The 23,994-nt window shown below is 70.4% G+C and carries 25 protein-coding genes; 22 read left to right on the top strand and 3 right to left on the bottom strand.

The window, feature by feature from the left end; all coding sequences use genetic code 11:
- The first annotated feature begins 1 nt into the window (after position 1).
- On the top strand, positions 2-4,762 hold the full coding sequence (locus NFR49_RS05280) for a hypothetical protein (RefSeq protein WP_251158596.1): 4,761 nt from the start codon (positions 2-4) through the stop codon (positions 4,760-4,762).
- Between the two features lie 199 nt (positions 4,763-4,961).
- On the opposite strand, the gene NFR49_RS05275 is transcribed toward NFR49_RS05280, so the two are convergent.
- Entirely contained in the window at positions 4,962-5,228 is a 267-nt protein-coding gene (locus NFR49_RS05275; protein WP_251158595.1) for a hypothetical protein, read from the bottom strand.
- A gap of 203 nt (positions 5,229-5,431) precedes the next feature.
- On the opposite strand from NFR49_RS05275, the gene NFR49_RS05270 reads away from it, so the two are divergent.
- The 4 genes from NFR49_RS05270 (at position 5,432) to NFR49_RS05255 (ending at position 8,618) form a co-directional block, all read left to right on the top strand.
- Positions 5,432-6,664 carry a cation diffusion facilitator family transporter gene (locus NFR49_RS05270; protein WP_251158594.1) on the top strand — a complete coding sequence of 411 codons (1,233 nt, stop codon included), beginning with the start codon at positions 5,432-5,434 and terminating at the stop codon, positions 6,662-6,664.
- A gap of 22 nt (positions 6,665-6,686) precedes the next feature.
- On the top strand, positions 6,687-7,115 hold the full coding sequence (pth2, locus tag NFR49_RS05265; RefSeq protein WP_251158593.1) for an aminoacyl-tRNA hydrolase: 429 nt from the start codon (positions 6,687-6,689) through the stop codon (positions 7,113-7,115).
- Positions 7,116-7,125: 10 nt separating this feature from the next.
- Positions 7,126-7,896, top strand: a complete 771-nt coding sequence (locus NFR49_RS05260) for a YaaA family protein (RefSeq protein WP_251158592.1) — start codon at positions 7,126-7,128, stop codon at positions 7,894-7,896.
- A 428-nt stretch (positions 7,897-8,324) separates the two neighbouring features.
- A complete protein-coding gene (locus tag NFR49_RS05255; protein ID WP_251158591.1) occupies positions 8,325-8,618 on the top strand; it encodes a DUF2087 domain-containing protein in 294 nt (97 codons plus the stop codon).
- Positions 8,619-8,621: 3 nt separating this feature from the next.
- On the opposite strand, the gene NFR49_RS05250 is transcribed toward NFR49_RS05255, so the two are convergent.
- A complete protein-coding gene (locus tag NFR49_RS05250; protein ID WP_251158590.1) occupies positions 8,622-9,914 on the bottom strand; it encodes an MFS transporter in 1,293 nt (430 codons plus the stop codon).
- A gap of 108 nt (positions 9,915-10,022) precedes the next feature.
- On the opposite strand from NFR49_RS05250, the gene NFR49_RS05245 reads away from it, so the two are divergent.
- Positions 10,023-10,883 carry a LysR family transcriptional regulator gene (locus NFR49_RS05245; protein ID WP_251158589.1) on the top strand — a complete coding sequence of 287 codons (861 nt, stop codon included), beginning with the start codon at positions 10,023-10,025 and terminating at the stop codon, positions 10,881-10,883.
- A gap of 256 nt (positions 10,884-11,139) precedes the next feature.
- Here the strand turns inward: NFR49_RS05245 and NFR49_RS05240 are convergent, their stop codons facing one another.
- On the bottom strand, positions 11,140-12,414 hold the full coding sequence (locus tag NFR49_RS05240; RefSeq protein WP_251158588.1) for an MFS transporter: 1,275 nt from the start codon (positions 12,412-12,414) through the stop codon (positions 11,140-11,142).
- Between the two features lie 440 nt (positions 12,415-12,854).
- Here NFR49_RS05240 and NFR49_RS05235 point away from each other — a divergent pair, with 440 nt between their 5' ends.
- Genes NFR49_RS05235 through NFR49_RS05160 form a run of 16 tightly spaced genes read left to right on the top strand, consistent with a single transcriptional unit; the run spans position 12,855 to position 23,906 of the window.
- The gene (locus tag NFR49_RS05235) at positions 12,855-13,838 is read left to right on the top strand and encodes a hypothetical protein (protein ID WP_251158587.1); all 984 of its coding nucleotides are present in this window, start codon (positions 12,855-12,857) and stop codon (positions 13,836-13,838) included.
- A complete protein-coding gene (locus NFR49_RS05230) occupies positions 13,835-14,110 on the top strand; it encodes a hypothetical protein (protein ID WP_251158586.1) in 276 nt (91 codons plus the stop codon). Before NFR49_RS05235 ends, NFR49_RS05230 begins: the two co-directional genes overlap by 4 nt.
- 12 nt (positions 14,111-14,122) lie before the next feature.
- On the top strand, positions 14,123-14,419 hold the full coding sequence (locus NFR49_RS05225; RefSeq protein ID WP_251158585.1) for a BMC domain-containing protein: 297 nt from the start codon (positions 14,123-14,125) through the stop codon (positions 14,417-14,419).
- Positions 14,420-14,427: 8 nt separating this feature from the next.
- Positions 14,428-14,739 (top strand): BMC domain-containing protein, encoded by a 312-nt coding sequence (locus NFR49_RS05220; RefSeq protein WP_251158584.1) that lies wholly within the window; start codon positions 14,428-14,430, stop codon positions 14,737-14,739.
- Between the two features lie 40 nt (positions 14,740-14,779).
- Positions 14,780-16,213: an aldehyde dehydrogenase family protein gene (locus NFR49_RS05215; protein WP_251158583.1), complete on the top strand. Its 1,434-nt coding sequence runs from the start codon at positions 14,780-14,782 to the stop codon at positions 16,211-16,213.
- Entirely contained in the window at positions 16,213-18,744 is a 2,532-nt protein-coding gene (gene cutC, locus NFR49_RS05210) for a choline trimethylamine-lyase (protein ID WP_251158582.1), read from the top strand. Before NFR49_RS05215 ends, cutC begins: the two co-directional genes overlap by 1 nt.
- Before the next feature lie 57 nt (positions 18,745-18,801).
- Entirely contained in the window at positions 18,802-19,743 is a 942-nt protein-coding gene (gene cutD, locus NFR49_RS05205) for a choline TMA-lyase-activating enzyme (protein ID WP_251158581.1), read from the top strand.
- 11 nt (positions 19,744-19,754) lie between these two features.
- Complete coding sequence (locus NFR49_RS05200) at positions 19,755-20,093, top strand: BMC domain-containing protein (RefSeq protein WP_251158580.1); 339 nt, start codon at positions 19,755-19,757, stop codon at positions 20,091-20,093.
- A gap of 17 nt (positions 20,094-20,110) precedes the next feature.
- Positions 20,111-20,590, top strand: coding sequence for a EutP/PduV family microcompartment system protein (locus NFR49_RS05195; RefSeq protein WP_251158579.1), 480 nt, complete (start codon positions 20,111-20,113; stop codon positions 20,588-20,590).
- On the top strand, positions 20,578-21,147 hold the full coding sequence (locus NFR49_RS05190; protein WP_251158578.1) for a hypothetical protein: 570 nt from the start codon (positions 20,578-20,580) through the stop codon (positions 21,145-21,147). The genes NFR49_RS05195 and NFR49_RS05190 overlap by 13 nt, the downstream gene beginning before the upstream one ends.
- Positions 21,140-21,997, top strand: a complete 858-nt coding sequence (gene eutJ / locus NFR49_RS05185; RefSeq protein WP_251158577.1) for an ethanolamine utilization protein EutJ — start codon at positions 21,140-21,142, stop codon at positions 21,995-21,997. Before NFR49_RS05190 ends, eutJ begins: the two co-directional genes overlap by 8 nt.
- Positions 21,987-22,274: a BMC domain-containing protein gene (locus NFR49_RS05180; protein WP_251158576.1), complete on the top strand. Its 288-nt coding sequence runs from the start codon at positions 21,987-21,989 to the stop codon at positions 22,272-22,274. Before eutJ ends, NFR49_RS05180 begins: the two co-directional genes overlap by 11 nt.
- A complete protein-coding gene (locus tag NFR49_RS05175) occupies positions 22,271-22,552 on the top strand; it encodes a EutN/CcmL family microcompartment protein (protein ID WP_251158575.1) in 282 nt (93 codons plus the stop codon). Before NFR49_RS05180 ends, NFR49_RS05175 begins: the two co-directional genes overlap by 4 nt.
- Before the next feature lie 2 nt (positions 22,553-22,554).
- Complete coding sequence (locus NFR49_RS05170) at positions 22,555-22,899, top strand: hypothetical protein (RefSeq protein WP_251158574.1); 345 nt, start codon at positions 22,555-22,557, stop codon at positions 22,897-22,899.
- Complete coding sequence (locus NFR49_RS05165) at positions 22,896-23,561, top strand: phosphate propanoyltransferase (protein WP_251158573.1); 666 nt, start codon at positions 22,896-22,898, stop codon at positions 23,559-23,561. The genes NFR49_RS05170 and NFR49_RS05165 overlap by 4 nt, the downstream gene beginning before the upstream one ends.
- Before the next feature lie 57 nt (positions 23,562-23,618).
- Entirely contained in the window at positions 23,619-23,906 is a 288-nt protein-coding gene (locus NFR49_RS05160) for a BMC domain-containing protein (RefSeq protein ID WP_251158572.1), read from the top strand.
- Positions 23,907-23,994 lie beyond the last annotated feature (88 nt).

Here is a 23,994-nt window from a genome sequence, read left to right as displayed (position 1 = left end):
CATGGTAAAGCCGTCGTTCGGCCGGCGCGGACGCAAGTTGCTGCTCGCCGCCCTTCTCGCCCTGTCGGTGGCCGTCCCTGCCCCGGTGGCGCGGGCCTTTGCCGAGGGGGTAGACGGCCTGTGGGCCCAGGCGGCCCAGGACGGCCGCGCCTGGTCCGCGGCGGGCGACCTCAAGGTGGCGGGCGGCGTCGAGGGCGTCGACTGGCGGCTCGACGGCACGGTGCTCCACGTGACGGGCCCCGCGCCGCTGACCCTGGCCAACGCCGACGGCGTGGCCACCTCCGCCACCACGGTGCGCGTGGATCCCGGCGTGGCGGCCGACCTCACCCTGGCCGGGGTCCACATCGCCTCTGCCGCGGCCTGCCCCATCGACGTGGCCACCAACCTCTACGGCACGGCCGACGGCAGCCGGGCCGCCCGTGGGTCCCAGATCGTGGCCCCCACCTCCCTCTACCTCAAGGTCGCCGACGGCACCGAGAACAGCCTCACGGTGACCGCCGGTGGCTCCATCTACGCCGGCATCCGCTGCGGCGAGGGCTCCTCGCTCGTGGTCGACGACGGGCGCGACAACCGCGACGCGTCGGGCGCCATGGCCCGGGTGGAGGGAGACAAGGTGGTGGCCGACATCGTCCTGTCCGACGGCACCGCGGTGGGGGCCGGGTCCCACGCCTCGGCCCTCGACAGCGACGACCCCGGGTACCTCGAGGTCCACGGCGGGGGTCAGGGCTCGGGCATCGGCGGCTCCTCCTACGAGGACGGCGGCACCCTCACCTTCAACGGCGGGCGCCTCAAGGTGGACGTCTACGGGTGGAACTTCTCCGGCGAGGGTGGTGCGAGCTACTCGGCCGGCATCGGCGCCGGCGGCGAGGCCAACGGCACCGCCACGGCCATGACCTTCAACGGGGGCACCATCGAGACCCATGGCAGCCTCCACGGGGCCGGCATCGGCGCCGGTCACAGCGACAGTTCCGGCTACGGGGCCATGCTCCCCGACGCCATCCCCACGCCCCGCCTGGGCCGCGGCGTGACCTACGCCGGCGACATCAACATCAACGGCGGCTTCATCGAGTCGTTCGGCGGGTGGCACGGGGGCGCCTTCGGCAGCGCGTGCTGGTCCACCAACGCCGGCCACACCGTCACCGTCACCGGCGGCACCCTCATCCCCCACCACGGAACCGGTGGCGGCGGGGCCCACTCCGACGGCGGCCGCTACAACGTCTTCCCCGACATCGGCGGGTCCGGCGGCTTCGTGGTGATCTCCGGCGGGTCGGTGTTCTGCACCGACCCCGTCCGCTACTTCCTGGGCATCGGCGACACCGCCTGGAGCAACGACGCCGGCATGGCCCCGGGCTACAACACCGGCGACCCCAACGACCCCAACAAGGTCTTCATGGTCACCATAGACCTGTCGGCCGAGATCAAGCATGTGAACGCGGACGGCACCGTGGTGGGAGGCGACAACCTCATCCACGACTGGGAGCTCCTGGTGGCCGGCCAGCGCTACGACTACGGCGCGCCCCACCGCTTCTACGACGGCAAGCTCTACCTGTGGCTGCCCAAGCAGGCTACCTCCGAGCAGGTCACGGTCAACCTCTCCTACGTCGACGAGAACGGCGACGTACAGAAGGTCAACCCGCTTTTCAGAAACCCCGGCCAGGAGGACACCCTCAAGCGCTACGTGGACTTCGAGCTGCCGGCCTCCTACACCGACAAGCTTGTGAAGCCCTACGACGGCTTGCCCTTCGAGCCCTACGACATCGGTGGGGCGGGGAACTCCATCACCACCGACGAGACCCTGCCCAAGACCCTCTCGGACCCCGACAAGGTCACCTACAAGTACCAGGTCTACACCGGGCGCGACGGCGAGCCCGTGGGCCCCGAGGTGTCGGAGGACGGCGGCCTGCCCTCCGACGAGGGCGTCATGCGCCTCACCATGACCTCCACCCAGTTCTCCGACAACCCCGACCCCATCTACGCCGACTTCAAGGAGAACTACTGGGGCCACAGGGCCGTGGGCTGGTGCGAGATCACCCCGGTGCCCTCCCGGGTGGCCCTCGTGGAGGCGCAGTGGGTGACCGACGGCGCGCCCGGCTCGGACGGCCACGACGCCCGCCAGGCCATCAAGGTGGCGGCCGACATCTCCGGCGGCTTCTTCGACGACGACCCCGAGCGCCCCGTGGCCGAGACCTGCAAGGCCCCGGAGGGCAAGGTCCAGCTCTATGTGGACGGCGAGGCCGTGGGGGAGCCCGTGGAGCTTCTCTTTGAGCCCGAGGTAGTGGACGGCGCCCGTTCTGTGACGCTGCCCCAGAACGCCTGGAGCGTGGACAACGGCGCCGGGGGCAGCACCACCCGCTTCGAGTACACCTTCGTGCCCGCCGAGCAGGACGTCCTCGTGCCCACGGCCACCGACGACCGTGAGCACGAGGTCACCGTGCGCTACCTGCCCTCGAAGAACTACCTGGCCAGCGCCAACCCCACCGAGGACGACGGCGTCCCCTCCGCCACGGTGCGCATCGACCCCGTGGACCCCGGGGCGAAGGTGGATCCGGTCCCCGGCGACCCCGACGACCCCGACGACCCGGCCAACCACCTGGTGGTGGAGCAGGACAAGCCCGAGGCGGGCGACGACGGAAACCTCCTGGTGGAGGGGACCGTGACCACGGTCTTCCGGGCCCCCACCGAAGACGACCCCCATCCCGGCCGCGTGGAGCTCAAGCTCTCCACCGCCAGCTCCGCGCCGGTGAGGGTCACGGCCTCGGACGGGTCGGTCTTCACGGCCCAGGTCGTATGCGACGAGGACGGCGTGCCGGTGCGCGACGAGGCCGGCCGCATCACCGTGACCCTCGACCCCGAGGCGGTGGGCAAGGGCAACCTCACCATCGTGCAGGAGCCCAACGGCGCCTATGTGGGCACCACCTTCTCCTTCGAGGTGACGGTGCTGCCCGACGCGTCGGTGGAGCCGGCTCCCGCCGTGGCCAAGGCCGTGGTCAACCTCACCCACCCCGACGGCCCCACCCGCCCCGGCGACCGGCTCCGCTACACCGTCACGGCCTCCAACGGGGCCGCGGGCTCGGCCTGGACCGACGTCGTGGTCACTGACGCCCTGCCCTCCTGCCTCGAGCTCGACGGCGGCTCGGTCCACCTGACCAACGGCGCCGACCTCCTGGACGTCGACGGGCGGCCCGCCGAGGGCGACGGGCCCCTCGCGCCGGGCCGGTGGCGCCTCTCGGCCCCCGGCGCCGACGGCAGGGCGGTGCTCGAGGTCGCCTGCGGGACGGTGTACGGCGGGTCGTCCGCCACGGTGACCTTCGAGTGCGTCGTGGCCGACGACGCCGTCGGTCGCGACGCGGCCGCCGCGGACCTCTCCAACAGCGCCTCGGCCACGGGCACCCGGCCCAACCCCGACCAGAGCGAGGGGGCTCCCCCCACGGTGGGGCCCGTGGAGCCGGACGACGCCCCGGCGGTGACGCCCCCCGGCGGCGGGCAGGTGGTCCCGGGCAAGCCGGCCGACGGCGCCCTCGCCTCCCGGAAGACCGTCGAGAACCTGAGCCGTCCCGCCCAGGCGGGGCGCACCCTGGTGGGCGACCGCCTGCGCTACACGGTGGAGGTATCCCTCGGCGGCTCCCCGGCCACCCGGGTGGACGACGTGCGGGCGGCCGACCCGCTCCCCGCGGGCATCGAGCCGGTGCCGGGCACCGTGCGCCTCACCACCCCCGACGGCCGCGAGCTGACGGTGGACGACGGGTGCTACGACGCCCAGACCCGCATCCTCGCCCTGCACTGCGGGGAGCTCTGGGGCGGCGAGTCGCTCACCGTGACCTTCGAGGCCGTGGTGGGGGCCTCCGCCCTGGGTTCCGACGGTGCCAACGTGGCCTACGTGGGCGCCTCCGTGCCCCAGGCCCCAAGCGACCCCGACGCCCCCGTCCCGGGCACCGCCGTGGACCCCGACGACCTCCCGTCCCTCGACCCCGACGCGCCCGACGACCCTGACGACCCCGGTGTCGTGGAGGTCGCCACCCCGCCGGCTACCCCGCCCCTGATCCTGGGGTCCGACCCGGCCCCGGAGGATGTGGTGGTGACCAAGGAGGCCGAGAACCTCGACCGCTCCGACGGCACCACCCGGGTGGGCGACACCGTCCGCTACCGGCTCTCGCTCTCCCTCCGCCAGGAGGGGTCGGCCCTCATGGGCGCGGTGCTGCGCGACGACGTCCCCCGGGGCCTCGAGCCGGTCTCGGGCTCGATCCGCCTCCTGGGCCCCGACGGTGCCGACACCGCCGTGGGCGACCGGTGCTACGACCCGTGGAGCAGGACCCTGGCGGTCTCGGTGGGCACCGTCTGCGGCCCCCAGACCGTGACCCTCGTCTTCGACGCCCTGGTGACCCCCGACGCCGCGGGCCGCGACATCGGCAACGTCGCCATCGCCTACGGGGAGATGCCCTCCCAGGTGTCGCTGCCCCTGTCGGGCCCCGACCGGGGCGAGCCGTTCTCGCCCGCGGGCGGGTGGGGCCTCTACGAGCGCACCCACCCGCGCTACGGCAGCGACACCGTCTGGCCTGCGGGGGCGGGCCCCGACGGCGGCGTCCTTCCGGCCGACCGCGAGCTGCCCTCCACCGGCTCCGACGGCCGGCGGGCCATCGTCTCGCGCCACCCCCTCGGCCTCCTGCCCGTGACCGGCGACGGGCCGGCGGTGGCCGGGGCCCTGGCCCTGGCGGCGTCCGCGGCGTCTGCGCTTCTCGGCCTCGTCCGGCGGCGCCGCCCCTAGGCGGCGGCTGTGGCGGGCGCCCCCGGTCGGACCCCGTGCCGGCCGGGGGCGCCTTCTTGTCTCGGGGCCGCCGGGGGTGGGCCCGGGCGGCCCTGCAACGGAGAAGGGCGCCCCCGGGCCGACGGGTTCGGTCAGGGGGCGCCCTCGGGCGAAATCTTGTCAGGGGCCGGGTCGACGCGGCCCGGCCCCGGCGGCCGGCCTACTCCTCGCCGGTCACGCTCTCGGAGACCTCGGCGTAGCGGTTGCCGTTCTCGTCGGTGCCCACGGTGAGGTTCTCCTCGACGACGCGGTCCTCGGCGCCGTCGACGGCCTTGGCCACCGCGGGGTCGCCGTAGCTGCCCTCGACGTCGTAGTTGGGCTTGATGGAGGCCTCCATGGAGTGGGTCTCGTTCTCCAGGGCCCCCTCGCGGATGACGTCGTCCACCAGGGTCTTCTCGGCCTTCTCGGCGTTCATGTGCTCGGACATCGCGTCCCCTTTCTCCGGCGCCCCTGCGGGGCTGCCCTTGCTTTGCAAAAGACCCTGTTCCCCGAGGGGCCGGTCCCTTGAATCGGCGTCGCGGCCCGCCACGGGACACCCATGGGACGCGCCCCGGGTGTAGGGTCCGGGGGTGGGCGGGTAGGAACCTGATGTCCTGTGAGAACGCGAACGAACGAAGGCGACCGCACCCCATGGCAAGCACCCGCACCGACGAGAAACCCACTGCCGAGAAACCCGCAGGCAAGACCGGCCGCGTCCCGGTGTCCGGTGCCTCCCGGGGCCCCTCCGGCGAGAATATCCCCTACGCGCCCTCCGACGAGCGCGATCGCAACGCCGTCGTCGTGCGCTGCGGCGCCGTGGGCATCGTGGCCAACGTGGCGCTCGCCGCGGCCAAGGCGGCCATCGGCTTCGCGTCCAACTCCCTCGCCATCGTGCTCGACGCCGTGAACAGCCTCACCGACGCCGTCTCCTCGGTGGTCACCATCGTCGGCGTGAAGCTCGCCGCCCGCCCGGCCGACAGGGAGCACCCCATGGGCTACGGCCGCGTGGAGTACCTCTCGGCGCTCCTCGTGGCGGCGGCCGTGTTCGCCACGGGCGTCATTACCCTGCGCGACTCCATCCTCAAGATCCTGCACCCCACCCTGTCCACCTACGACTGGGTGGCCGTCGTGGTCATCGTCCTGTCCATCGCCGTCAAGGTGTGGCTGGGCCTCTACACACGCGGCAAGGCCCGGGAGACCCGCTCCGACGCCCTGGACGCCTCGGGCGTGGACGCCCTGTTCGACGCCCTCGTCACCGGGGCCACCCTCGTCGGCATCGCCGTGACCATGCTCTGGCACGTCACCATCGACGGCTGGATCTCTGCGCTCATCTCCGTCGTGGTGGCCAAGAGCGGCTGGGACATGCTGCGGGACATCGTGAGCGAGATCCTCGGCGAGCGCATCGACCCCAAGCTCGCCAAGGGCCTGCGCGCCGAGATCGCGTCGTTCCCGCCGGTCATCGGCGCCCACGACCTGTTCCTGGACTCCTTCGGCCCCAACGAGATGATCGGCTCCGTGCACCTGGAGGTGCCGGCCAACATGACGGCCATGGAGATCGACACGCTCTCGCGCAAGATCTCGGACCGCGTGTACCGCGAGCACAACATCATCCTCACCTGCGGCGTCTACGGCGCCGACCCCGAGGACCCGGAGTGGAAGAAGTTCAACGACTCCATCCGTGCCGAGGTCATGGCCCACGAGGGGGTGCTGTCCATGCACGGGCTCTATGTGGACCACGACCACAACCGCGTGGTCTTCGACGTGGTGCGCGACTTCTCGGTCACCGACGTCGCGGCGTTCAAGGGGCGCATCATCGACGACCTCGAGAAGCGCCACCCCGACTACACCTTCACGGTCCATGTGGACGTAGACTACGCGGAGTGACCGTTTCGTCCCGGGAGGTGCCATGGCCGCCTACAAGGCCAAGCAGATGATCGTGATGCGCCGCGACCTCAAGATGCGCAAGGGAAAGATCGCGGCCCAGGCGGGCCACGCCTGCGTGGACGCCGTGCTCAAGGCCCTTGCGGCCCACAGGTCCCAGGGTCTGGCGGCAGCGCTGGCAGACGACGGCGAGCCGGTCTTCGCCGCCGGTGACGACTCCGCCCTGGCGGCGTGGTTCTCGGCCGGCGTGGCCAAGGTGTGCGTCTACGTGGACGGCGAGGAGGCCCTGCTCGACGTGGCCGAGCAGGGCATGGACCGGGGCTTCGTCGTCTCCCTCGTGAGGGACGCCGGCATCACCGAGTTCCACGGCGAGCCCACCTACACCTGCCTCGCCTTTGAGCCGCTCTTCCCCGAGCAGGTGGACCCCATCACCGGCGACCTGCCGCTCTACTAGGAGGGGCGCCGTGCTGCGGCTGATCGTCTCGCCGGCCAAGGGGATGGCCGTGTGCGAGGGACCGCTGCCATTGGCAGAGCCGGCGTTCCTGCCCGAGGCCGAGCGGCTCACGGGGGACCTGCGGGCCATGGGCCGCGGGGAGCTCCAGCGGCTCTGGAAGACCTCGGACGCCCTCACCGGGAAGGCCCTGGACACCCTCGAAGCGTGGGGGCCGGACGGTCGTGCCCCGGCGGTCCTGGCCTATCGCGGCATCCAGTACACGCGCATGGCCCCGTCGGTCATGACCGACGGGGAGCTCGCGTACCTCCAGGGGCACCTGCGCATACTCTCCGGCCTGTACGGGGTGCTGCGTCCCTTTGACGCCGTGGCGCCCTATCGGCTGGAGATGGGGGCGCGCCTTGCCGCGGGGGCCGGCTGGGGCGGTTCCGGCTGCCGGGACCTCTACGGCTTCTGGGGCCCGCGGCTGGCCCGGTCCCTCTTTCCGGAGGGGGAGGGGCTGCTCGTGAACGTGGCCTCCAAGGAGTACGCCCGGGCCGTGCTGCCGTGGCTGGCGGCAGGCGTACGCTGTGTGACCTGCCTCTTTGGCACCGTGGCCGATGACGGCCGGTGGGTGCAGCGGGCCACGGCCGCCAAGGAGGCCCGGGGTACCTTCGTGCGGTGGTGCGCCGAGCAGGGCGTGGGGTCGGAGGAGGGCCTTGCGGCCTTCGACCGCGGCGGGTACGCGCTGGACGCCGACCGGAGCGCAGACGACGGCACGACGCTGGTGTTCACGCGGCGGTAGGCGGGGGGCCGGTCGGCGGGTAGGCGCGAGCGGCGAGGCATGGCGCCTCTCGGCACCCGTAAAACCTTCTGTGGGCGGCCCCGGCGCCTCTCGGCACCCGTAGAACGTTCTGCGGGTACTTTTCCACCCGTAGAAGCTTCTGCGGGTGGTCCCGGCGCCCCTCGGCACCCGTAAAACCTTCTGTGGGTACTTTCGGCGCCTCTCGGCACCCGTAGAACGTTCTGCGGGCATTTCTTCGCCCGGTCCGGACGGGACGGCAATGGGCCCGACCGGCGGCCTGCTCCGCGGCCCTGGGGCGACGGCCCGTCCCCACCCCAGGGCCCCTCCTTTCCTCGGGTCTTACGCGAGGGCCGCTCAGGATCGCGACCCATCGGCAAATGGATGGTATTATTAGACAAGAAATGTTTCCCCGGCAGGAAGGCATGCCCATGGGCGAGGACAGGGTCTCTGACTTTGCTAGGCGCTACCTTGATTCTCAAGGACGGGTGACGTCCATTCCCGCAAAGCGGGCGATGAAGGAGGCCCTTGTCGCTTGGGCGGCGAGGAGGTTCGAGCCGGGCCGCCCTTATTCCGAATCCCAGGTCAACGAGGTGCTCGCCCCAGTGATGGAAGACTACGTGTGGCTTCGCCGCATGCTGGTCGACGGGGGCTATCTGATTCGCGACGACCGCGGGACGGCATACCGCCTCGCCGGGCCCCGGAGCGAGGCGGCGAATCGCTAGGGCCTACACCAGCTGCTTGCGGTGCAGCCCCTCAAAGAGCGCCACGCCCGCCGCCGCAACGAGCACCAACCCGCAGAACAGGCCGCGGTAGCCCACCATGGGCACGATGAGGCCGAAGATGACCGGCGCCACGCCGCAGGCGAGGTCGCCCATCATGTAGAAGGTGGCGTTGGCCACGGTGTAGCGGCTGCGGTCCAGGTGCTGGGTGGCCATGGCGAGCCCCGTGGGCTGGATGGCGCCCATGCCGTAGCCGATGAGGGCCGCGGCCACCAGCAGGGCCGCGCCGTTGGCCGCCATGCCCATGACGACGATGCCGGCGCCCATGGCCACGAAGCCGGGCACGAGCAGCGGGGCCGGGCCGCGGGTGTCGAGGAGCTTGGCCGTCATGGGCCTGGTGGCAAGCATGGTGAGGGCGTAGACCACGAAGAAGACGCTGGCCGCCCCCATGAGGCCTGCCTGGCTCGCAAAGGGGTCGAGGTAGGTGGAGACGGCCCCGTAGATCAGGTAGCCCACAAAGGCCACGGCGCCCACGGGCAGGGCCGAGCACTCCAGGAACCGGGCCAGGGGCCGGGGCGTGGCCAGGAGACGGACCCCTGCGGGATCGAAGTCCACGGAGGGCGCCCCCGGCTCGAGGGAGTCCACATCCTCCAGGGCCGTGGCCTCCCGGGCCTTGTCGGCGGGGAGGGGGCCGGTCAGGGCCGTGGCGGCCATGGCCACGGCGGCCAGCCCCGCGGCCACCATGAACAGCAGGTCGCTGGCGGGGCCGGCGGAGAGCACCATGCCCAGGAGCGGTCCCACGGCCGAGGCCAGGGTTACCGACAGCATGAAGTAGCCCATGCCCTCCCCGTGGCGCCTCTCGGGCAGGTCGGCCGACGCGATGGAGGTCACCGTGGTGGAGGCCACGCCGTAGCACAGGCCGTGGACCAGCCGGATCGCCAGGATCGCGTCGAGGGTGCCGGCGGCTAGGTAGAGCAGGCTCGAGGCGCAGGTGAGGCCCAGGCCCACCAGGGTCGTCGCCCGGAGGCCCAGGCGGTCGGTGACGGGGCCGCCGAGGAACCGCGCGGCCAGGCAGCCGATGGTGAAGATGCCGCAGGCGGCCGAGGCGGACGCCACGTCGGCTCCGTACCGGTCCATGCAGTAGGCGCACATGACCACCGAGAGCACGAAGAGGTTCGCGCGCAGGGCGAACGACGCCACGAACCCGAGGGCGAAGGAGCGGGTGAGGATGGGCTCCTGCTGGGTGGCGGCGTTCTGGAGGCGGGGGAGGGCAAGGACGTGGGAAACGCTGGGCAACACGGACGAACTCCTTCTGGGTCGATGGGAGCCCCATGGTGAACGGTCCTTGCATATGATGGAATAGATGGTATATAGAAGTAGTATTTACAAAACGTAAAAGGAGGCGGGATGGACGAGACCCGGGTCGAGGCGTTCTTGCAGGCGGTGTCCACGGGGAGCTTCTCGGCGGCCGCCCGGGCCATGGGCTACACCCCCGCCGGGGTCCTACGCCTGGTCGACGCCCTGGAGTCGGAGCTGGGGGTCACCCTCCTGGAGCGCACGAGCCGCGGCGTGGTACCCACCAGGGCCGGCGAGGCCCTGGTGCCCGACCTGCGGGAGCTCACGGTGCTCTCCGGCCGCGTGAAGGGCCTCGCGGCAGAGATAGCCTCCCCCGACCGCGGCACCGTGCGCCTGGGCAGCGCCCGCTCCCTGGCGGCCCACTGGCTCGCCCCCGCCATCGCGCGGTTCGGCGACCGCCATCCCGGCGTCACCGTGCAGCTCAGGGAGGGCGCCACGCCGGAGCTCGCCCGATGGCTCACGGCCCGCGAGGTCGACGTGTGCGTGGGTGGCCCCCAGCAGGGCAGGAGCTGGACCTACCTGGGGGAGAGCCGCTATGTGGCCCTCGTGCCCCGCGAGCACCCCTTCGCCCGCCGGCCGTTCCTGCACCTCTCGGACTTCGACCGCGAGCCCCTGGTGCAGATTCGCCCCGGCCGCGGCACCGACACGGCCCGCCTCATGGCCGAGGAGGGGGTGGAGCCGGACGTCCGCTTCTCCACCGCCGACATCGAGACGGCCAAGGCCATGGTGGGGGCGGGCATAGGCATCTGCCTCACCATCGACCTCGCCGGTCCCGTGGAGGCCTTCGGGGCCGTGATGGTGCCCATGGCGGCCATCGACCCGTTCCGGTTCGGGGTGGTGCACCGCGGGGAGGGGAGCCTCTCCGCCGCCACCACGGCCTTTGTGGAGGAGCTCGTCTCCCTCGGTGCCTGACCCCGGGGCCTTTTGGGTCGCCGCCGGGTGCTGTCGGGCCCCTTTCCGCACCTGAACGCGGTTGGGGGCGACCCCCGGCACGCCCGTGTGCCAGAAGTCGCCCCCAACCGCGTTCAGGGATGCCGAATCCGCCCTCGATCGCATTCAGGTGCGGAGAGGGTCGCCCTCAGATGCGTTCAGGTGCCGAGGATGTGCCGGGGATGTGCCGGGAGGGTGCCAGGAAGGTGCCGTGGCCCCCGACCCCCGGCACCCGCCGTCAGATCCGCCTCGCCCGGTGGAGCGCCTCGAAGGCGCCCAGCCCCGCGGCGGCCACGGCCACGAGGCCCAGGAAGAGGCCTCGGTAGCCCACGGCGGGCACGATGAGGCCGAAGACGATGGGTGCCACCCCCACCGCGAGGTCGCTCATCATGTAGAACGTCGCGTTTGCCACGGTGTAGCGGCTTCGTTCCAGGTGCTGCGTGGCCAGGGCCAGGCCCGTGGGCTGGATGGCGCCCAGGCCGTAGCCGATGAGCGCGGCCGCCACCAGGAGCTCGACGCCGTTGGTCGAGAGGCCCATGAGACCGATGCCCGCGCCCAGGGCCACGAAGCCGGGCACCATCAGGGGCACGGGGCCGTGGCGGTCGAGGATCTTGGCCGTGAAGGGCCGCGAGGCGAGCATCGACGCCGCGTAGGCGAGGAAGAAGAAGCCGGCGGCGCCCATGAGGTGGGTCTGCTGGGCGAAGGGGTCGAGATAGGCGGACACCGCGCCGTACACTAGGTAGCTGATGAAGATGACGGCGCCCACGGGCAGCACGGAGAGCTCGAGGAACCGTGCGAGGCCCGGGGGCGTTGGCAGCAGGCGCACGCCGTCGGGGGAGAAGTCCACCTCGGGGGTGTCGGGCTCCAGCGACGCGAGGTCCTCAAGCTCGCGGCCCAGCTCCTCCTGACCGGCGGTGGGGTCGCAGAGCAGCGTGGCCACGAACCCGGCCACGGCGAGACCGGCGGCGAGCAGGAGCAGCGCCGTGTAGTTGGCGCTGCCCATGAGGGCGATGCCCACGAGCGGGCCCACGGCCGACGCCAGGGTCACGGAGAGCATGAAATAGCCCATACCCTCGCCGTGGCGCTCCTCGGGCACCTGCGCCGACGCCATGGACGTCACCGTGGTGGAGGCCACGCCGTAGAAGAGCCCGTGGCAGAGGCGGATGGCGATGACGGTGTAGATGTCGCCCGCCACGAGGTAGAGGAGGGACGAGCCCGCCGTGAGGGCGAAGCCCAGGAGGGTGGTGGGGACAAGGCCGAGGCGGTCCGTGACGGGGCCGCCGAGGAACCGCGCCCCCAGGCAGCCGATGGTGAAGATGCCGGTGGCGAGCGACGCCGTGGCGATGTCGGCGCCGTAGCGCTCCATGCAGTAGGCCGTCATGATGACCGACAGCACGTAGAGGTTGCAGCGCAGCGCGAACGATGCCGCGAACCCCCATCCGAAGCTGCGGGTGAGGATGGGGCGGCGGGCGTCCTGCTCGGCGGGCAGGGCGATGGATGTGTGGTGTGCCAAGGGGACCAGACCTAACGACGCGGCGATGACGGCGAGGTAGGTACCCCATTTTTTGGTATGAGCGTTCGTACGGAATATTGGAGGGGCTTTCACGGACCGTGAAAGCCCCTCCATGCGCCTGAAAGCCGTCAAGGACTTTCAGGCGCAGTCCCTTTCCTCCCTCTGCGCCTCTCCGTTCGCCCCTTGAAACCGACCGTTCGCGAGCGGCCGCCCTGGCGGGTGTCGACTCTTACGTAAGGGCAATTTTTAACGTTTTCCTTACTTCATAAAGTGAGCGCCGCCGCCCTTTGCGCCGTTGGGCCCAGCGCCCGGTCCCGCTGTAGGGAGGAGCATCGATGGAGCAGGCGACTGCTGAGGTCCCCAGCGTCATTCGAGCGAAAAAGAAAGCCCTAGACCGGCAATTCTTTAAGAAGGGCCTGGTTCTGGGCCTGGCCTCCGGCATGACCTACGGCTTGTACAGCGCGTTTATCACCGTGGCCCAGAACCAGCCCCAGTGGCCGGCCATGGGCGCCGGCATCGTGGCCACCAGCTTCTTGGCTATGTTCATTCTTCCCACCATAGCATCGGCCGTCAACGACACAGCGAGTGCCCTCTGGGCCCTGGCCGTCACCGCCAGGCAGGGCAAGCTCTCCGACTTTGCCAAGACGGTGCGTTCCAGGCCCGGCCTCATCATGGTCGCCGCGGCCCTCGTGGGCGGTCCCTTGGCCACCACGGCCTACATCATCGCGCTCTCCCAGGCCGGTCCCATGGCCACTCCCGTGGCGGCTCTGAACGTTGCGGCCGGCGCCGTTCTCGGGCGAGTCTTGCTCAAACAGAAGATGGGTCCGCGGGTGGTGCTCGGCGTCCTGGTCTGCCTGGCCGCGTCCGTCATGATCGGAAGCACGGCCCTCACCGGCGACGTGGCGCCTGGTCTGGTCACAGGTCTCGTCTTTGCCCTCGTCGCTGCGGTGGGCTGGGGTCTCGAGGGCTGCATCGCGGGGTTTGGCACCGCCATGATCGACTCCCAGATCGGCATCACCATTCGCCAGTGCACCTCGGGTCTTGCGAACCTGATGGTGCTCCTCCCCGTCCTCTCGCTGGTGGGCGGCAAGAGCCTGGGGGCCACCTTCGGGTACGTGGGCCAGGTCGTCGCCTCTCCGCCCATTCTGGTCCTCTTCTTGGTCTCCGGTTTCTTTGCCTATGTCTCCTTTGCCAGCTGGTACATCTCGAACTCCATGTGCGGCGCCGCGCTCGGTATGGCTCTCAACGGCACCTACACCTTCTTCGGCCCGCTGTTCACCTGGGTCATCCTCGGCGTCGTCATGGGCTTGGCCGGCTACGAGATGTCCCCCGTCGCCTGGGTGGCGGCCCTCGTCATGATGGCCGGCATCTTCATCATCGCCGTGAACCCCCTGGACTTTTTCAAGAAAGGCAAGGAGCAATGAGCAGCCCCCGGCGTCCCTTGAACTACGCCCTCCTCAAGTACTTCACCACGGTCGAGAGTGCCGACGTCGACGCCGTCATGGCCGCCCTGGGCGACGAGTACGGCGAGTTGGCCGCCTTTCGCCGCGACCGCCTCATCGAGAGCCTTATGACGGCCGAGAAGAACGGCCTCATCCAGGAGGCCGGGGCCCGCCTGGACGCCAACGGCGACGTGTGCGTGAGCTACCGTGCCGACGAGGGTCAGCGCAAAACTATCAACTTCTATATCAATTAGGGGGAGGGTGCCATGCGCTATCACGGCGAACAGGCCCTTGGTCTCATCGAGACCCTGGGCATGGTTCCGGCTCTGCTCGCCGCCGACGCCATGCTCAAGTCGGGCGACACCGAGCTGGTCTCTTACGAGAACATCGGCTCAACCTTGGTGACGGTCGTCGTTACCGGCGACGTTGCCGCCTGCGAGGCCGCCGTGGCGGCGGGGGCGGAGGCGGCGGCATCCATCGGCAAGCTCACGGCGCGGAACGTGATGAAGCGACCCGTCCGCGAGCTGGGCGATGTGGTATCGGTCCACGACGTCGATTACTAGGGGGCCCCATGGCAGAGAAGACCCGCGCCGCCCTCGGTGCCATCGAGACCTTTGGCCTCGTGTTCGTCCTGGAGGCCGCCGACGCCATGTGCAAGGCCGGGGACGTAGAGCTTGTCGGCTATGAGAACACGGCCTCGGGCTACATCTCCATCCTTGTGGAGGGCGACGTTGCCGCCTGCGAGGCAGCCGTGGCCGCAGGGGTTGCCGCAGTGGGCGACCTGGGTGCCGAGGTGTACAGCTCCGTCGTCATTCCGCGGCCACACTCCGACCTCGCCAAGATAGTCGACCGCTACCAGGTCGAGAAGCTGCTGCCGTACTGAACGGTCCCACTCGAGGAGCCGCCGTAAGGGGGTGAGTGCCATGGGTCTTGTGGATGCCGACCTGCTCTCCGTGCAAGAGGCGCGCGTGCTGATGGAGCGGGCCGCCCAGGCGCGGGGCCTGCTGGAATGGATGGGGGCGGCCGTCGAGGACCGGGCGCTCCGTGGGTTCCGGGACTGCCTGGACGCCCAGGGTGCCCTGTGGGCCTCCAGGGCGGTGGCGGAGTCGGACTACGGCGACTCCGCCGACGGGGCCGAGCTCTTGGCCTGGGTGGCCCGCGATCTCGTGGGCCAGGCCCTCGAAGCGGACCCCATCCACACCCTCCGCAGCGAGCTCGACGGCACGACGACCGCGCTCATGCCCAGGGGCGTGTGCGTCTCGCTGCTGCCGCCCCTCCAAACGTTGCCGGTGCTGGCCTCCCACATCGTGTGGGCCGTCAAAAGCCGCTGTCCCCTCGTCGTGAGCTGCCCCGCCCGTGTCGCCTCCAGCGCCAAGGAGCTCTTTGATGCCTTTGCCGGCGTGCTTGCGGGTCTCGGTTTTCCCGACGGCGCCGTGGCCTGGCTGGAACGGGTCACTCCCGAGGGGGAGGCGTGCCTCGTCTCCTCGTCGCAGGCCGACTTCGTCATCGACGGTCGCGGGGCCGCACCCCCCGGCATCGGTGCCGTGGTGGAGACCGGCCGGGGCAACAACCCGGTGTTCGTGGAGCGCACGGCCAACGTGGTCAACGCGGCCCGCCAGATCGTGGCCAGCGCCTCGTTCGACTGCGGTGCCCTGCCCGGCGCCGACGGGTCGCTCGTGGTCGACCGCGCCGTGGACGCCGCATTTCGCTCTGCGCTTCAGGCGGAGGGCTGCCGCTTCCTCGACGGGGACGAGGCCCGGCGTGTGGCTGCCGTGCTCTTTGACAGCGCCGGCAATCCACGCCCCGAGGCCCTGGCCAAGCCGGCCGCCGAGCTGGCCCGCCGGGCCGGTGTGGCCTGCGCCGGCGGGTGCCGCCTCCTTGTGGCGGAGCACCCCTACGTGTCGTCGGCGGGCGCGCACGTAGGGGCCTGCGCCGCCCCCTTTGTCACCTATTACGTGGAGGACGACTGGCGCGAGGCCTGCCAGAAGTGCATCGAGCTCATTTTGGCCCATGGCCGTGGAAGCTGCCTGGCCGTCTTCACCGGGGACGAGGCGGTGGCCCGGGAGTTCGTCCTGCGCAAGCCCGTCTCCCGCGTGTTGGTGAACAGCGCCTGCGGCCTCGGATCCTGCGGGCGCACCGCACGGCTCCCCGCCTCCCTCACGCTCGGCCGCTGGCGTTCGGGCGCCTCGACGCGGCCGGCCGTGACCCGCGAGGACTTCCTGAGCCCGCGCTCGGTGGGCTTTGCCTGTCCGGTGGCCCCACGGCCTCTTGGCAACCCTCGGAATCAGGCGACGGGCGACCCCTTTGGCCAGCTGCTTTGTGACCTACAACCCCTGCGGGGAGAAGAGGAGCGTTGATGGATATCAAAGAGTTTTCCCAGGAGCTCTCGGACGCCACCAAGACCATGGACCCCGAGCAGCGCGCCCAGGTACGCCGGCTCTTCCAGGGTGTCATGGACCAGCTCGACCGGCCGGAGCCCGCGCCGTCTGCGTCCCAAGGCGACGGCGTCCCCGACGGCCCCACCCGCCGTCACGTGCTGCTCAAGGAGAACTTCCTCAAGCAGGTGCCCAGCATCACCACTTACCGCGCCCGTGCCGTCACGGAGCTCACCAAGAAACACCCTGGCATGCCCAAGATCGAGCTGCGTGCCAAGTGCTTCAGGCGTTGCTGCGAGACGGCGCCCCTGGTGATTCAGGACCATGAGCTCGTGGTGGGCAACCCCTGCGGCGCCCCTCGCGCCGGCGCCTTCTCGCCCGACATCGCGTGGCGCTGGCTCCGCGACGAGATCGACACCATCGGCGACCGCCCCCAAGACCCCTTCTACATCTCGGAGGAGGACAAGCGCTACATGCGCGAGGAGCTCTTCCCCTACTGGGAGGGCAGGTCGTTGGACGAGGTGTGCGAGGACCAGTACCGCGAGGCCGGCGTCTGGGAGCTTTCCGGCGAGTCCTTTGTCTCCGACTGCTCCTATCACCAGGTCAACGGCGGAGGGGACTCCAACCCGGGCTACGACGTCATCCTTATGAGGAAGGGGATGCAGGACATCCAGGACGAGGCCCTGGCGCGTTTGGAGGAGCTCGACTACGCCAACCCCGACGATATCGAGAAGATCTACTTCTACAAGTCGGTGGTGGACACCACCGAGGGAGTCATGATCTATGCGAGGCGCCTGTCGGAGTGCGCCCTGCAAAAGGCCGGGGCGGAGCACGACCCCGTCCGCAAGGCCGAGCTGGAGCAGATCGCCCGTAACCTGCAGAACGTCCCGGCCCACAGGCCCCGCACGTTCTGGGAGGCCGTACAGTCGGTCTGGGTCATCGAGAGCCTGCTGCCGGTGGAGGAGAACCAGACCGGCATGTCCATCGGCCGCGTCGACCAGTACCTCTACCCCTTCTACAAGGCCGACCTCGCGGCGGGCCGCCTCACGCCCTACCAGGCGTTTGACATCGCCGGCTGCATGCTCATCAAGATGAGCGAGATGATGTGGGTCACCAGCGAGGCCTCGTCCAAGTTCTTTGCCGGCTACCAACCCTTTGTCAACATGACGGTGGGCGGGGTGGACCGTGCCGGCGCCGACGCCACCAACGAGCTCACCTACCTGCTCATGGACGCCGTGCGTCACGTCCGTGTCTACCAGCCCTCCCTGGCCTGTCGCATCCACAACAAGTCGCCCGAGCCGTACCTGCGCAAGATCGTGGACGTCGTGCGCTCGGGCATGGGCTTCCCCGCGTGCCACTTTGACGACGCCCACATCAAGATGATGCTCGCCAAGGGGGTCTCGCTCGAGGACGCCCGCGACTACTGCATGATGGGCTGCGTGGAGCCTCAGAAGTCGGGGCGCCTGTACCAGTGGACGAGCACGTCCTACACCCAGTGGCCCATCTGCATCGAGCTCACCCTCAACCACGGCGTGCCCCTGTGGTACGGCCATCAGGTGACGCCCGACCTGGGCGACCCCGACCAGTACGAGACGTTCGAGGACTTCGACCGCGCCGTGAAGAAGACCATCTACTTCGTCACCAAGTGGACCGACGTCGCCACGGTCATCTCCCAGCGCGTGCACCGGGAGCTCGCGCCCAAGCCGCTCATGTCCATCATGTTCGAGGGGTGCATGGAGAGCGGCCGCGACGTCTCGGCGGGAGGTGCCCTGTACAACTACGGTCCCGGCGTGGTCTGGTCGGGCCTGGCGACGTACGCCGACTCCATGGCCGCCATCAAGAGGCTGGTCTTCGACGAGCGCAAATACACGCTGACCGAGCTCAACAACGGTCTCAAGGCCGACTTCGAGGGCTATGAGCAGATGCGCCGCGACTGTCTGGACGCCCCCAAGTACGGCAACGACGACGACTACGCCGACACCATCTGCGCCGACATCATCTACTACACCGAGCACATCCACGTGCAGTTCGAGACGCTCTTCTCGCACATGTCCCACGGCACGCTGTCCATCTCCAACAACACTCCCTTTGGCCAGCTCACAGGGGCCACGGCCAACGGCCGCAAGGCATGGACGCCCCTCTCCGACGGCATCAGCCCCACCCAGGGCGCCGACCACAAGGGGCCCACGGCCATCATCAAGTCGGTTTCCAAGATGGCCAACGACAACATGAACATCGGTCTGGTCCACAACTTCAAGCTCATGAGCGGCCTGCTGGAGACGCCCGAGGGCCAGCAGGGCCTCGTCACGCTCCTGCGTACCGCCTGCCTCTACGGCAACGGCGAGATGCAGTTCAACTACTTGGACAACCAGACCCTGCTGGACGCCCAGAGGCATCCGGAGGAGCACCGCGACCTCGTGGTGCGCGTGGCCGGCTACAGCGCCTTCTTCGTCGAGCTGTGCAAGGACGTTCAGGACGAGATCATCAGCCGCACCATGCTCACCAGTTTCTAGGCGCTTTGCGGGCGGCCCGTCGAAGCGCGCCGAGCCGATAGGGGAGAGGAGGGACCCATGGGGGCCAGCGAGGGGGCCAGGCGCCACGTTCGCATCTTCAACCTGCAGAAATACAACATGTACGACGGTCCGGGCGTGCGGTCCATGGCCTTCTTCAAAGGTTGTCCCCTGCGGTGTCGCTGGTGCTCCAACCCCGAGAGCCAGAGCCATGGCTTTGAGGTCATGTTCAAGCGCTCCGCTTGCACCCGGTGCGGGCGCTGCGCGGAGGTGTGCCCCGTGGGGATCCATGTCCTGGAGGGCGGCTCCCACCGGGTGGACCGGTCTTTGGCCTGCACCGGGTGCCGCCGGTGCGAGGGGGTCTGCCCCCAGCGGGCCCTCGAGGTCATGGGCCGCGACCTGGCCGTGGAGGAGGTCGTCGAGTTCTTTGACCAAGACGCCGACTTCTACCGCATGAGCGGCGGGGGTGTCACGCTCTCCGGCGGGGAGGTGCTCGCCCAGCCCGAGGCCGCCTGCGCGTTGCTGGCGGCGGCCAAAGGGCGGGGCTATCACACCGCTGTAGAAACCTGCGGCTATGGGCCCACCGAGACCCTGTTGGCCTTGGCCGCCCACGTGGACCTGTTCCTGTTCGACATCAAGCACATGGACCCGGTGAGGCACCGGCACTGGGTGGGGGCCGACAACGAGCTCATCCTCACCAACGTGCGTGCCCTTTTGGACGGGGGCCACAACGTGCGGGTGCGCATGCCACTGCTCAAGGGCGTCAACGAATCGGAGGACGAGATCCGCTCCATCGTCGAGTTCTTTGAGCCCTACCGGTTTCAGCGCAACTTCGACGGCGTCGACCTGCTCCCCTACCACCGGCTCGGGGTAGGCAAGTACGCCCAGCTGGGTCGCGAGTACGCCATGGAGGGCGACTTCGCCCTGGGCGACGACGACCTCGACCGCATCGGCCGGTGGATCCAGGGGGCCGGCTTCGCCGTGTCCATCGTGAAGCACTGAGGGGAGGGGTCGTGGAGGCTTTGGAACGTATCGTCCAGGAATCGGTGCCGGGCAAACAGGTGACCATCGCCCATGTCATCGCCCGGCCCGGCCCCGACATCCATGAGCGCATCGGTGTGCCGGTCGGCTCCGCCTTGGGCATCCTGACCCTCTCTCCCTGCGAGACCGCCATCATCGCCGCCGACGTCTGCGCCAAGGCCGGCGATGTGGAGATCGGGTTCTTGGATCGATTTACCGGGTCGGTGGTGGTGTTGGGGGATGTGGGCGCCGTGGAGACGGCCATAGCGGAGGCGTGCCGGATGCTCCGGGACGTCATGGGGTTCTGCGTGACCCCGGTGACCCGCTCATGAGCGGCGCGAGGATCCTGGTGGCCGGTGCCGACCCGCGCTCGGCCGCTTGGGTGGCCGACCTCGTGGAGGGCTCCCCCACCCTGCGCCCGGAACGCCAGGATTGCCTGTTCAGGGACCGGACCATCCTCGTGCCCGGCCGCTATGTGGAGAGCCATTGGATGCACGGCACCCTGCTCATGCTCGCCCAAAACCAGGCGGGTGCGATGGTGCTCGTGGAGAACGCCCGGAACCCTTGGGGGCGGTGGTCGGCGGGGTTGGCTCGGGCCACCACCGTCCCCTCTCTGGGGGTGGTGGCCGCGGCCGGCTCCGACGTGGCGGGGACGGCCCGGGCGGAGCGGTCCCTTTGGGAGGCGGGCTGCGACGCCGTCGTGCAGCTCCCGGTCGATGACGCCGACGCCGCGGGGCTGCTCGGGGATTGGGCCGCGTCCCAGGGCCTTCGGCCCCGACACCCGTGGGACGGCATGCGAGAGGAGGGAGGTGTGCCGTGCACTATGTGACCGAGGAGGAGCTCCGCCGCGCTTGGGGCGCTGCGCCCTTTGAGTGCTATGCCCTCAAGCCCCAGGACAGGCTCACGCCGAGCGCCCGGCAGTTCCTCGCCGACTTCCGCGTGGAGCTTCAGGACGCCGCCCACGGTCCCTCGGGCGGCGGCCCTTCTCCGGACCGTGGGGTCGGGGAGGGGGCATGCGGCACAGGCCTTGACGACCCGGAGGCCGCGGTCCCCGTGGCCGGCGCCCGCTGCCGCGTGCTGGCCCGACGGGCCTTGGGGGTGGACAACGGCTGCGCTCGTCTCTTGGACGAGGTGGGGTCCGCGTGGCTTGCGGACGCGGTCCCCGCCGTGCCCCCGTGCGACGGGACCGCGGCGGCACCGTTGCCCCTCGACGGGGCGGTGCACCCCCTGTTCTTCGAGCTCGACCTGCTCTGTCGCCAGCTGGAGGTCTGGGGCCGCCTTTGGGAGCGGGCCGGGCTCGTCAGCCGTGCACGCGAGGCCCGGGCCCTGGCGGCCCGGCTCGGCCAGGCGTGCGCCCGGGTGGGGGAGGAGGCGGCCCATGTCTGACCTCTCCCGTGCCAACGAGCTCCTGGACGCCGCGGCACGCGTCGTCGAGAGCCCCCGGCCCATGGCCGAGGGCGAGCCGGTCTATTGCGGCTTGGACGTGGGCACCGCATTCATGGTCCTTGCGGCCGTGGACGGCGCCGGCGAGCCGGTCGGCTGCGCGTTCGAGTTTGCCGACGTCGTGCGCGACGGCATGGTGGTGGACTACGTGGGGGCCTGCGACATCGCCCGGCGCCTCCACGACCGGCTCTCGTCTCAGCTGGGGGTCGAGCTGGGGCCCTGTGCCGTGGCCCTTCCGCCGGGCACCGGGGCCCTGGACGGCGGCGCCGTCAAGAACGTCGCCCAGTCCTGCGGCCTCGATGTGGTGGCCGTCCTCGACGAGCCCACAGCCGCCAACCTGGTGGTGGGCGCCACGGACGCCGCCGTGGTGGACATCGGCGGCGGCACCACGGGGGTCTCGGTCTTCTCCGGAGGCGCGGTGGTCGCCGTGGCCGACGAGTCTACCGGCGGCACCCACTTCTCCCTGGTGCTCGCGGGGGCCCGGCACATCTCCTTCGAGGAGGCCGAGCGCTACAAGCGCGACCCCCGGCATCACGGCGAGCTCCTCCCTGTGGTCCGTCCCGTCATCGACAAGGTGGCATCCATTGTGTCCCGGGCCATCGCGGGCCATCCGGTGGAGGAGGTGGTGCTCGTGGGCGGCACGTCGGAGCTTGCAGGCATCGAGGGCGTGCTGGAGAAGGACCTGGGGCTGCCCTGCGCGAAGCCGGTGCACCCCATGTTCGCGACTCCCCTGGGCCTGGCCTTGGGGTGCCTCGAGACGGCAGGGCAGGAGGTGCCGGGTCATGGACGTTAGGCTCGTCAAAGCCCCTTCGGCCGGGACCATGGCCATCGTGAGCGGCCGGAGCGGGGCTCGGTGGAGCAGGGACTTCAGGCCGGCGGCCCTCGGCCTGGTTCAGGGCAAGCTCATCGACATGGTCGTGGCTTCGGACATCGCCGAGAAGAGCGCCGGCGTGACGGTCACCGACGTGCGGGGCAGCTGCCCCCAGAACATGGTCATGCTCGCCATCGCCGGCGGCATGGCCGAAGTGGAGGAGTGTCTGAGGCGCATACGGGGGGAGGCGGGCCTGTGATCGTCTGCAAACCCTTGGGGAGCCTATGGGCCACCAAGAAGTACGGGGAGCTTGAAGGACTCAAGCTCATGCGCTGCGAGGTCGTGGGCGGCATGGACGCAGGCCGCGAGATCGTATGCGCCGACACGGTGGGGGCAGGCATCGGCGAGCTTGTCGTTGTGGCCCAGGGGAGCACGGCAGCCCGTTTCCTAGGCTCCCAGCTGGGGCGGAACGTGCCGGTGGACGCCCTCATCGTGGGCATCGTCGACGCCGACTGCGACGTGGAACAGGGAGGGTGATCATGAAGACTCTTATTAGCGAGCGGCGGGTGATGGAGGCCGCCGAGACGGGCGAGGCCATTGCGGTGGGCCCGTGCGCCATCGTCACGGCCCAGGCCCGGGACACCGCCAAGCGTCTGGGCGTGGCCTTGGTGCCCCAGGGGGAGTGCGGCGGGGACAGGCGCGGCGGTGCGCCGATTCCCGCTCCGGCTGCCGTGGCCCCTTCGGCGCCGTGTGCGGCCTCCCCGGCCGAGCCTGCCCTGACGGCGGGCGAAGTGGAGAGGGTGTGCCGCCTGGCCCTGGAAAACGGCGTCTGGAGCGTCCAAGACATCGAGGCCATGGCCGAGAGCCTGCAGGTGGCCCCATGAGTGGCGAGGCGTTGCGGGACCTCGCGGGCCTTCTCGCCGCGCTGGCCCGCGGCCCGGCCCAGGCTTCACCCCCGACCGCGACCCTGCCGCCTGCGGCCTCTGTGCCGGTGGGGGTCTCCGGCCGCCACGTGCACCTGAGCCAAGCCGACCTCGAGGCCCTGTTTGGCCCCGGTGCCCGCCTCACCCCGCTCAGGGAGCTCTCCCAGCCGGGCCAGTTCGCGGCCGAGGAGCGTGTGACCTTGGTGGGCCCCAAGGGCGTCATCCAGCACGTTCGCGTTTTGGGGCCGGTGCGTGCCAGGACCCAGGTGGAAGTGCTTCGCGGCGACACGTACCGGCTTGGCATCAAGCCCTGCGTGCGCCTCTCGGGGCACATCGACGGCACGCCGGGTGTCACGCTGGTCGGACCCGCCGGCGCCGTGACGCTTACCGAGGGTGTCATCGTGGCGGCCCGGCACCTGCACCTCTCTCCCGAGGAAGCCGTCGGCCTGGGTCTTCGCGACGGCCAGGTCGTCTCGCTTCTCTGCGAGGGGGAGCGGCCCGGGCGCTTGGACGGCGTGGTGGTGCGGGCGAGCGGCCGGGGCGCCCTCGACTGCCACATAGACACAGAGGAGGCCAACGCCTTCGGCCTGGTCAACGGCTCCCGGCTCCGCCTGGTCGTCTAATTCCATAGTTCATCGGAAAGCTGGCCGTTCAGGCCCTGTCACAAGGAGGAACATCCCATGGCAAACGCAACTGAGGCCCTCGGCATGATCGAGACCCGCGGCCTGGTGGGCTCGGTGGAGGCCGCCGACTCCATGGTCAAGGCCGCCAACGTCGCCCTCGTGGGCAAGGAGCAGGTGGGCGGCGGCCTGGTGACCGTCTTCGTGCGCGGGGACGTGGGGGCCGTCAAGGCCGCCACCGACGCCGGCGCCGCCGCGGCCGAGCGCGTGGGCGAGCTCGTGAGCGTCCACGTGATCCCGCGCCCGGACGCCTCGGTGGAGGCCATCCTGCCGCACGGAGGGGAGTAGCCCATGGCTGCCCGCCGCACTGCTCGGCGCCCCGCAGACGGAGAGGGGCCTCGCGAGGCCCCAGCGGCCCCCTCCCCGGAGGCGGGGG

Origin of the sequence: Caniella muris, from assembly GCF_943193035.1 — a bacterium.
Classification (GTDB): domain Bacteria; phylum Actinomycetota; class Coriobacteriia; order Coriobacteriales; family Atopobiaceae; genus Granulimonas; species Granulimonas faecalis.
The sequence above is the reverse complement of the archived record's forward strand: the minus strand, read 5'-3'. Positions and strand labels throughout refer to the sequence as shown.

Coding starts and splice junctions, on each gene's coding strand:
- NFR49_RS05280 (WP_251158596.1), top strand. CDS start 2: ATGGTAAAGCCGTCGTTCGGCCGGCGCGGACGCAAGTTGCTGCTCGCC.
- NFR49_RS05275 (WP_251158595.1), bottom strand. CDS start 5,228: ATGTCCGAGCACATGAACGCCGAGAAGGCCGAGAAGACCCTGGTGGAC.
- NFR49_RS05270 (WP_251158594.1), top strand. CDS start 5,432: ATGGCAAGCACCCGCACCGACGAGAAACCCACTGCCGAGAAACCCGCA.
- pth2 (WP_251158593.1), top strand. CDS start 6,687: ATGGCCGCCTACAAGGCCAAGCAGATGATCGTGATGCGCCGCGACCTC.
- NFR49_RS05255 (WP_251158591.1), top strand. CDS start 8,325: ATGGGCGAGGACAGGGTCTCTGACTTTGCTAGGCGCTACCTTGATTCT.
- NFR49_RS05245 (WP_251158589.1), top strand. CDS start 10,023: ATGGACGAGACCCGGGTCGAGGCGTTCTTGCAGGCGGTGTCCACGGGG.
- NFR49_RS05235 (WP_251158587.1), top strand. CDS start 12,855: ATGACCTACGGCTTGTACAGCGCGTTTATCACCGTGGCCCAGAACCAG.
- NFR49_RS05230 (WP_251158586.1), top strand. CDS start 13,835: ATGAGCAGCCCCCGGCGTCCCTTGAACTACGCCCTCCTCAAGTACTTC.
- NFR49_RS05225 (WP_251158585.1), top strand. CDS start 14,123: ATGCGCTATCACGGCGAACAGGCCCTTGGTCTCATCGAGACCCTGGGC.
- NFR49_RS05220 (WP_251158584.1), top strand. CDS start 14,428: ATGGCAGAGAAGACCCGCGCCGCCCTCGGTGCCATCGAGACCTTTGGC.
- NFR49_RS05215 (WP_251158583.1), top strand. CDS start 14,780: ATGGGTCTTGTGGATGCCGACCTGCTCTCCGTGCAAGAGGCGCGCGTG.
- cutC (WP_251158582.1), top strand. CDS start 16,213: ATGGATATCAAAGAGTTTTCCCAGGAGCTCTCGGACGCCACCAAGACC.
- cutD (WP_251158581.1), top strand. CDS start 18,802: ATGGGGGCCAGCGAGGGGGCCAGGCGCCACGTTCGCATCTTCAACCTG.
- eutJ (WP_251158577.1), top strand. CDS start 21,140: ATGTCTGACCTCTCCCGTGCCAACGAGCTCCTGGACGCCGCGGCACGC.
- NFR49_RS05180 (WP_251158576.1), top strand. CDS start 21,987: ATGGACGTTAGGCTCGTCAAAGCCCCTTCGGCCGGGACCATGGCCATC.
- NFR49_RS05170 (WP_251158574.1), top strand. CDS start 22,555: ATGAAGACTCTTATTAGCGAGCGGCGGGTGATGGAGGCCGCCGAGACG.
- NFR49_RS05165 (WP_251158573.1), top strand. CDS start 22,896: ATGAGTGGCGAGGCGTTGCGGGACCTCGCGGGCCTTCTCGCCGCGCTG.
- NFR49_RS05160 (WP_251158572.1), top strand. CDS start 23,619: ATGGCAAACGCAACTGAGGCCCTCGGCATGATCGAGACCCGCGGCCTG.